This window comes from Corynebacterium sp. 122RC1, assembly GCF_024580955.1.
Classification (GTDB): Bacteria; Actinomycetota; Actinomycetes; order Mycobacteriales; family Mycobacteriaceae; genus Corynebacterium; species Corynebacterium kozikiae.
Genome location: NZ_JANIKD010000008.1, coordinates 88,333 through 95,217, shown reverse-complemented (window position 1 = coordinate 95,217; position 6,885 = coordinate 88,333). Strand labels below are relative to the sequence as shown.

Annotated in this window: 6 protein-coding genes and 1 rRNA gene; all 7 read right to left on the bottom strand. The window is 59.8% G+C overall.

The annotated features are described in order from the left end of the window. Positions 1–69 (bottom strand): 16S ribosomal RNA (locus NQ050_RS05730); the annotation flags it as partial. 566 nt (positions 70–635) lie between these two features. Next, the gene (gene tyrS / locus NQ050_RS05725) at positions 636–1,895 is read right to left on the bottom strand and encodes a tyrosine--tRNA ligase (protein WP_257038330.1); all 1,260 of its coding nucleotides are present in this window, start codon (positions 1,893–1,895) and stop codon (positions 636–638) included. Positions 1,896–1,970: 75 nt separating this feature from the next. Further along, on the bottom strand, positions 1,971–2,159 hold the full coding sequence (locus tag NQ050_RS05720) for a Trm112 family protein (RefSeq protein ID WP_257038329.1): 189 nt from the start codon (positions 2,157–2,159) through the stop codon (positions 1,971–1,973). Between the two features lie 131 nt (positions 2,160–2,290). Continuing rightward, the gene (argH, locus tag NQ050_RS05715; RefSeq protein WP_257038328.1) at positions 2,291–3,724 is read right to left on the bottom strand and encodes an argininosuccinate lyase; all 1,434 of its coding nucleotides are present in this window, start codon (positions 3,722–3,724) and stop codon (positions 2,291–2,293) included. Between the two features lie 89 nt (positions 3,725–3,813). Beyond that, entirely contained in the window at positions 3,814–5,010 is a 1,197-nt protein-coding gene (locus tag NQ050_RS05710) for an argininosuccinate synthase (RefSeq protein ID WP_257038327.1), read from the bottom strand. 281 nt (positions 5,011–5,291) lie between these two features. Further along, positions 5,292–5,777, bottom strand: a complete 486-nt coding sequence (locus NQ050_RS05705) for an arginine repressor (protein WP_257038326.1) — start codon at positions 5,775–5,777, stop codon at positions 5,292–5,294. 54 nt (positions 5,778–5,831) lie between these two features. Further along, the gene (argF, locus tag NQ050_RS05700) at positions 5,832–6,857 is read right to left on the bottom strand and encodes an ornithine carbamoyltransferase (protein WP_257038325.1); all 1,026 of its coding nucleotides are present in this window, start codon (positions 6,855–6,857) and stop codon (positions 5,832–5,834) included. Between the last annotated feature and the right edge of the window lie 28 nt (positions 6,858–6,885).

Sequence of the window (6,885 nt, the reverse complement as noted above, 5' to 3'; positions counted from 1 at the left end):
CCGTTCGACTTGCATGTGTTAAGCACGCCGCCAGCGTTCGTCCTGAGCCAGGATCAAACTCTCCACAAAAAACAAGAAAAAACATCCCTTGCAAAAATCGTTGGAAAGCCCAACAACTGGCAAAAAATAAATAGCGTGTGAGGCTCCGACGAGGAACAACCCCACACACAAAAAACAGTTTTTAGCTATAAGTATTTTCACAAGCAAGCCACACTTGCCCGGTCAACACCACAACACAAAACCAAAAAAATATAGTACAAAAACAAAAATATTTTAAGTACATTGGCACACTATTGAGTTCTCAAACAACCACCACACACCCCACACTGACCAGCATTGGCCGGTGAAAAGGCGGTAAGAAGAAACATTAACACGGCCTTGCGCCAAGCGCAAATACTGCATCAAGCATTCTTCTTGGGTCACCGCCACAGCATCTGCCTGAGCTTCCGCTTCTTAGCCGGTGGATAACCGGCTGCGGCGACTCGACCTAAGCTACACACAATCCGGCAACAACACAAACCCCCAGGTAGATAGCAAAAAGGGAGCGGAGTAACCGCTCCCAAAGTCACTCCACTCCCAAGATCCAAGCCCCAAGACCCAAGATCCAGAGCCTCGGCGCCAATGGCGGCGTCGCCCTACAGCATCTTCACGCCGGCAAAGTTTTTCTTGCCCTTGCGCAGCACGAGCCAGGCACCGTGCAGGAGGTCATCTTGGTTGGGCTCCCAGGTTTCGTCGTCGATGCGCTGGTTATTCACGTATGCGCCGCCTTCTTTCACCGTACGGCGGGCAGCGCCCTTGGAATCCGCGAGGCCCGTGGCCACCAAGAGGTCAATGATCGTCTTGGGGGCGTCGGCACCGATCTCCGCAACCTCCGTCTCAGCGAGCGCTCCGGCGAGGGTGCGTTCGTCGAGCTCTTCGAGTGCCGCGCGGCCAAAGAGTGCCTGCGCGGCGAGCTCTACGGCCTGGGTTGCTTGCTCACCGTGGACAAGGTTGGTCATTTCCTGCGCGAGGCGGCGTTGTGCGGCGCGCTTGAATGGTTCCTCGGCTACGGCGACCTCGAGCTCGGCGATTTCTTCCTGGCTGAGGAAGGTGAACCAGCGGAGGTAGTCAATCACCACGGAGTCGCCAGCATTAAGGAAGTACTGGTACCAGGAGTAAGGGCTGGTCTTTTCAGGGTCCAGCCACAGCTTCCCGCCGCCGGTGGACTTGCCAAACTTTTGGCCCTGAGCATCCGTCACCAGCGGAACGGTGAGTCCGTGGACCTTCTTGCCTTCCACGCGGCGCACCAAGTCCACGCCTGAGACGATGTTGCCCCATTGGTCACCGCCACCGATCTGCAGACTGCACCCAAACTCACGGTTGAGGTGTACGTAGTCATTGGACTGCAGGAGCATGTAAGAGAACTCCGTGTAGGAAATGCCGTCCGACTCCAGGCGGCGCTTCACGGTATCTCGGTCCAGCATGGTGTTCAGGGAGAAGTTCTTACCTACGTCACGCAGGAACTCCACCACGGACATCTTCATTGTCCAGTCTGCGTTATTGACCATCACAGCGGCGTTACTGCCCTCAAAATCAACGAAGCGGCGCAGTTGCCCCTTGATGGCCTCCAAGTTTTCCGCCACTTTTTCCTCGGTGAGCATTACGCGCTCGCCCACATCGCGGGGGTCGCCAATCATGCCGGTTGCGCCACCAGCGAGGGTGATCGGCTTGTGTCCTGCCTCCTGGAAGCGACGCAGCATCACCATCGGCACCAGGTGGCCGGCGTGCAGCGAATCTCCGGTTGGGTCAAACCCGCAGTACAGGGTGATCGGTTCCGCGCAGGCCTCCCGCAGCGCCTCAACGTCCGTAGATTGGTTAATCAAGCCGCGCCACTGCAGCTCATCAATGATATTCATCTGTTCCTCATCATGTTTTTCTTTGCCCAACCGAACCCCCTTCGGATCGGGCCCTCCCCCGCACAACTGTTCAGGCTATTGCGCTGGCCAAGTGATGGCTTCATTAGCGAGCATCACCGGGATACCGTCCTTGATGGGGTATGCAATCCCCAGGCGCTCGTTGACCAGCACGGCTTCTTCCTCCAGATATCGCAACTTGCCCTTGTCCTGCGGGCAGACGAGGATCTCCAGAAGCTTCGGGTCAACAGGCTTGGTTGCACTCATAGCTGATCAGTCTAGCGCACCGGTGCGACATTGCTTTCCGACGCCGCCAAGGCCCCCTCCCCTCACCGCTCGCGCGCGGCGCAAAGAAAAAGGGGCGCCGGAATGGCACCCCTCCTATGTCCTTGAGGCACTTAGGGCAGCACGGGCACTGTTGCCCAGGCCCGCATGCGGGCGTTGGCTGCGTCGAGACGCTCCCGCTGCTCATCTACGCGCACCTGGGCGGTGCCGCCGCGGGTGGCGCGGGATGCCACCGCACCTTCTACGGTGAGGACTTCGCGGACACCGGCAGTCAGGCGTGGATCAACGCTGGCGAATTCCTCATCGGTGAGTTCGTCGAGACCAACCCCGCGGGCCTCGGCGATGCGCACGCAGGCGCCGGAGGCCTCGTGTGCTTCACGGAACGGCACGCCCTCGCGGACCATCCACTCAGCGAGGTCAGTTGCCAGGGTGTACCCGGCGGGTGCGAGCTCTCGCATGCGCTCGGGGTGGAAGGTCAGGGTTGCCACGAGGCCGGTCATGGCCGGCAGCAGCAGGTTGAGCTGGGCTACGGAATCCACGATTGGCTCTTTGTCTTCCTGCAGGTCACGGTTGTAGGCCAGTGGCATTGCCTTGAGGGTAGCCATTAGGCCGGCGAGGTTGCCGATCAGGCGGCCGGTCTTGCCCCTGGTGAGCTCGGCAACGTCGGGGTTCTTCTTCTGCGGCATGATGGAAGAACCGGTGGACCAGGAATCGTGGAGCGTCACATAACCAAACTCCGGGGTGCACCACGCGATGATTTCCTCAGCCAGCCGGGACATATCCACTGCGATTTGCGCGAGCACAAAGGCGGTTTCCGAGGCGAAGTCTCGGGAAGAAGTGGCGTCCAGAGAGTTGTCGGCAGCGTCGGCAAAGCCGAGTTCAGCAGCAATTGCCTCAGGGTCCAGGCGCAACGAGGAACCCGCAAGCGCACCCGAGCCGTATGGGGAAATAGCCAGGCGCTTGTCCAAATCCTGGATGCGCTCAAGGTCGCGCAGTAGTGGCTGGGCGTGGGCCAGGAGGCTGTGTGCCAACAGCACGGGCTGTGCCGCCTGGAAGTGGGTCTTACCAGGCATGATCACACCGGGCGCCTTTGCGGCTTGGGCGCTCAGGGCGTCAATGAGGTCGCTGACCTGCACGGCGATGTCGCGCACGGCGTCTCGCACCCACATACGGAACAGCGTTGCCACCTGGTCGTTGCGGGAGCGGCCGGCACGCAAACGCCCACCGACCTCCGAACCCACAATCTCAATGAGTCCTCGCTCCATTGCACCGTGCACGTCTTCGTCGGTAGGCAGCGGGCGGAACTCGCCCGAGGCAACCTTCGCGCCAAGTGTGTCCAGGCCTGCGAGCATGGTGTTGAGGTCTGCGTCGGTGAGCAAACCCGCCTTGTGCAGCACCTTCGCGTGTGCCTTTGAGGCCAACACATCATAGGGGGCAAGAACCCAGTCAAAGTGAGTGGACACACTGAGTGCGAACATGGCTTCACTTGGCCCGCCGGCAAAGCGGCCGCCCCAAAGTGCGCCTTCGTTCGTTCCGTGCTTTTGCATTCTTGCTGCCCCTTCAAAGATGAGTGTTGCGGTGGTCAGGTGTGGGTTGGGCTACTGCGCTTTTACTGCGCTTTTACTGCACCTATTTACTATGCCTCGCGGTCGCGTCGGTTCGCGATCTTGGAGGACAGACCGTGCAGCTCCACGAAGCCCTTGGCCAGGGTCTGGTCGAAGGTGTCGCCGGTGTCGTAGGTTGCCAGGTTGAAGTCGTAGAGGGAGTAGTTGGAGCGGCGGCCGTTGACCACGCATGCGCCAGCGTGCATGACCATGCGGATATCGCCGGTGACGTGCTCCTGGGTGGACTCAATGAAGGCGTCAAGAGAACGCTTGAGTGGGCCGTACCAGAGGCCGTCGTAGACCTCCTCGGACCAGCGGGCGTCGATGAGGCGCTTGTAGCGGGCGAGCTCGCGCTCAACGGTCACGTCCTCCAGCGCCTGGTGGGCGGTGATCAGGGCGATGGCACCTGGGGCCTCGTAGACCTCGCGGGACTTGATACCCACAAGGCGGTCCTCCACCATGTCGAGGCGGCCGATGCCCTGTGCACCGGCGCGGCGATTGAGCTCCTCGATGGCCTCCAGCACGGTGACTTTGCGACCGTCAATTGCCACTGGCACGCCAGATTCGAAGGAAACAATCACCTCATCAGGGGCGTTACCCAGCGCTGGGTCCTCGGTGTAGGCGTAGAGATCCTTGGTTGGTGGGTTCCACAGATCCTCCAGGAAGCCGGTTTCCACGGCGCGGCCCCACACGTTTTGGTCGATGGAGAATGGGGAAGACTTAGACTGCTCGATTGGCAGGTTGATCTCTTCCGCAAAGGCAATTGCCTTGTCACGGGTCCAGGCGTAGTCTCGCGCCGGCGCGATGATTTCCAGTTCTGGGGCCAGGGCCCGGAAGCCCACCTCAAAACGGACCTGGTCATTTCCCTTGCCGGTGCAGCCGTGGGAAACGTGGGTGCCACCGTGCTCCTTTGCCGCCTCAACGAGGTGCTTCACAATCAGTGGGCGGGAGATTGCAGAAAGCAGTGGGTACTGCTTCATGTACATGCCGTTTGCCTTGATGGTTGGCAGGCAGTATTCGTTTGCAAACTCATCCTTGGCATCGATCACGATTGATTCCACCGCACCACAGTCAAGGGCACGCTGACGGACGGATTCCATGTCCTCCCCGCCCTGGCCGAGGTCCAGGGAAACGGCAACAACCTCACCGCCAGTCATCTTTGCCAGGTATGGGATGGCCACGGAGGTATCCAGGCCGCCGGAGTACGCAAGAACCACGCGGTTCGACATAAGAAAAGCTCCTTTAATGAGGAAAAGTGTTCTGAATTATTGAGTTACATTACTGAGATTGGTCCGCCGCTCACCGCTGTGTGCAGCATCTTTTCGGTGCATAAGGCACCGCTTGTTCCAAAAGGATTGCCGAAGAAGAATAGTACACGCCCTGCTGGACATCACTCCCATTGCCCATGCAATTGGCCTTGGGGCGCGCGCCAGTTGGGGCAGTCAGGGAAGTTCGGAATCGGGTACCGACGCCACCACTTGGCCATCCCTCGGAGGAGCACTGCCCAGCCCTATTGTTCGCGGGACTGGAACAGTTCCACCAGCTCGGCGCCGGTGAGCGGATCGCGGGCAAGCACAAACACGGTGTCATCTCCTGCGATCGTGCCCACCACCTGCTCCATTCCCACCCGGTCAATGAAGGAGGCAAGGAACTGCGCCGCACCTGGTGGGGTGCGCAGCACCGCAATGTTGCCGGAGTGGTCTGCGGAGACCAAGAGGTCGTCGAGCATCCTGCGCAGTTTGGCCTTGACCGCGAGTGCGCCAGGCATCACCGCTTCCTCGGTCGCACCCACCACGTAGTAGGCACGGCCTTGCTCGTTGCGCACTTTCCGCGCACCGAGTTCATCCAAGTCCCTGGACAGGGTGCCTTGGGTGATGTCCACTCCATGCTTGGACAGCAGCTCCGAAAGCTGCATTTGGCTGCTCACCGTGTGCTCTTCAAGCAGGTCCAAAATGAGTGCTTGGCGCACTGTTCGCGTTATTGGATTTGCTGCCACGTTTCCTTACCTCTCAACCATTTCAAGCTCGATTGGAACTCACCTCTGCGCGGGCTACACCTGTTCCTGGCTTGGCTGGTTCTGCATAAGCCACACCATGAGTGCGTTTTGGGCGTGAAGTCGGTTTTCAGCCTCATCGAACACCACGGACTGTGGGCCGTCAATCACCGAGGCCGTCACCTCGTTGCCCCGGTATGCAGGCAGGCAGTGCAGGAAGATTGCCCCTTGATTGGCGCGAGCCATCACCGCATCATCCACCTGATACGGCAGGAATGGCGTCCGGCGGTCTAGGCCATCGCCTTCCATTCCCATGGACACCCAGGTGTCAGTAATCACCACATCTACGCCATCAACGGCGTCCAGGGAGTCACTTACCGTGATGGTTGCGCCGGTTTGCTCCGCGCGCTGTTGTGCGCGCTCCACCCACTCCTGCTTTGGCTGGAAGTCCTTTGGCGCCACGATGGCAATATCCATACCTGCGGTGGCCATGCCCAACAGGTAGCTGTTGGCCATGTTATTGTCACCGTCGCCAAGGTAGGCCGCACGCAGCCCCTTCAAACCCGCAGGGCCCTGCTGCGGGCAAAGGTGCTCCACGATAGTCTGCAGGTCAGCCAGGATCTGGCAGGGGTGGAGGTCGTCGGACAGCGCATTCACAATTGGCACCGTTGCGCCCTCAGCAAGCTCCTCAAAGTTGCTGTGGGCAAAGGTCCGCCACACGATCATGGAGACAAAGCGGGAAAGCACCGCGCCGGTGTCTTGAAACGTCTCCCCCTTGCCCATTTGGGAATCACTGGTGGTCACCACGATTGCGTTTCCGCCAAGCTTGGCAACGCCTGCATCAAAGGAGAAGCGCGTGCGGGTGGAAGTCTTGTCAAAAAGTACTGCCACGGATTGCGGCCCCTCAAACACGCGGTGGGCGTATGGGTCGGCCTTCAGCGCGAGCGCCAGCTCCAGAACTTCCTGCTGCTCTTGTGGCGTGAGGTTGTCATCCTCCAGGAAGTGGCGCACACCGTTGATAACGCCGCGTTCGCGGCCTAAGGTGCGGTTACCGGGAGCTGCTGTGTCGTGTGCGTTTGCCATAGGTTTGCTCTTCTTTCTTTTCCTTGGG

Excerpts from the sequence above, each read along its gene's own strand:
- NQ050_RS05720 (WP_257038329.1), bottom strand. The coding sequence starts at position 2,159 with ATGAGTGCAACCAAGCCTGTTGACCCGAAGCTTCTGGAGATCCTCGTC.
- argH (WP_257038328.1), bottom strand. The coding sequence starts at position 3,724 with ATGCAAAAGCACGGAACGAACGAAGGCGCACTTTGGGGCGGCCGCTTT.
- NQ050_RS05710 (WP_257038327.1), bottom strand. The coding sequence starts at position 5,010 with ATGTCGAACCGCGTGGTTCTTGCGTACTCCGGCGGCCTGGATACCTCC.
- argF (WP_257038325.1), bottom strand. The coding sequence starts at position 6,857 with ATGGCAAACGCACACGACACAGCAGCTCCCGGTAACCGCACCTTAGGC.
- tyrS (WP_257038330.1), bottom strand. The coding sequence starts at position 1,895 with ATGAATATCATTGATGAGCTGCAGTGGCGCGGCTTGATTAACCAATCT.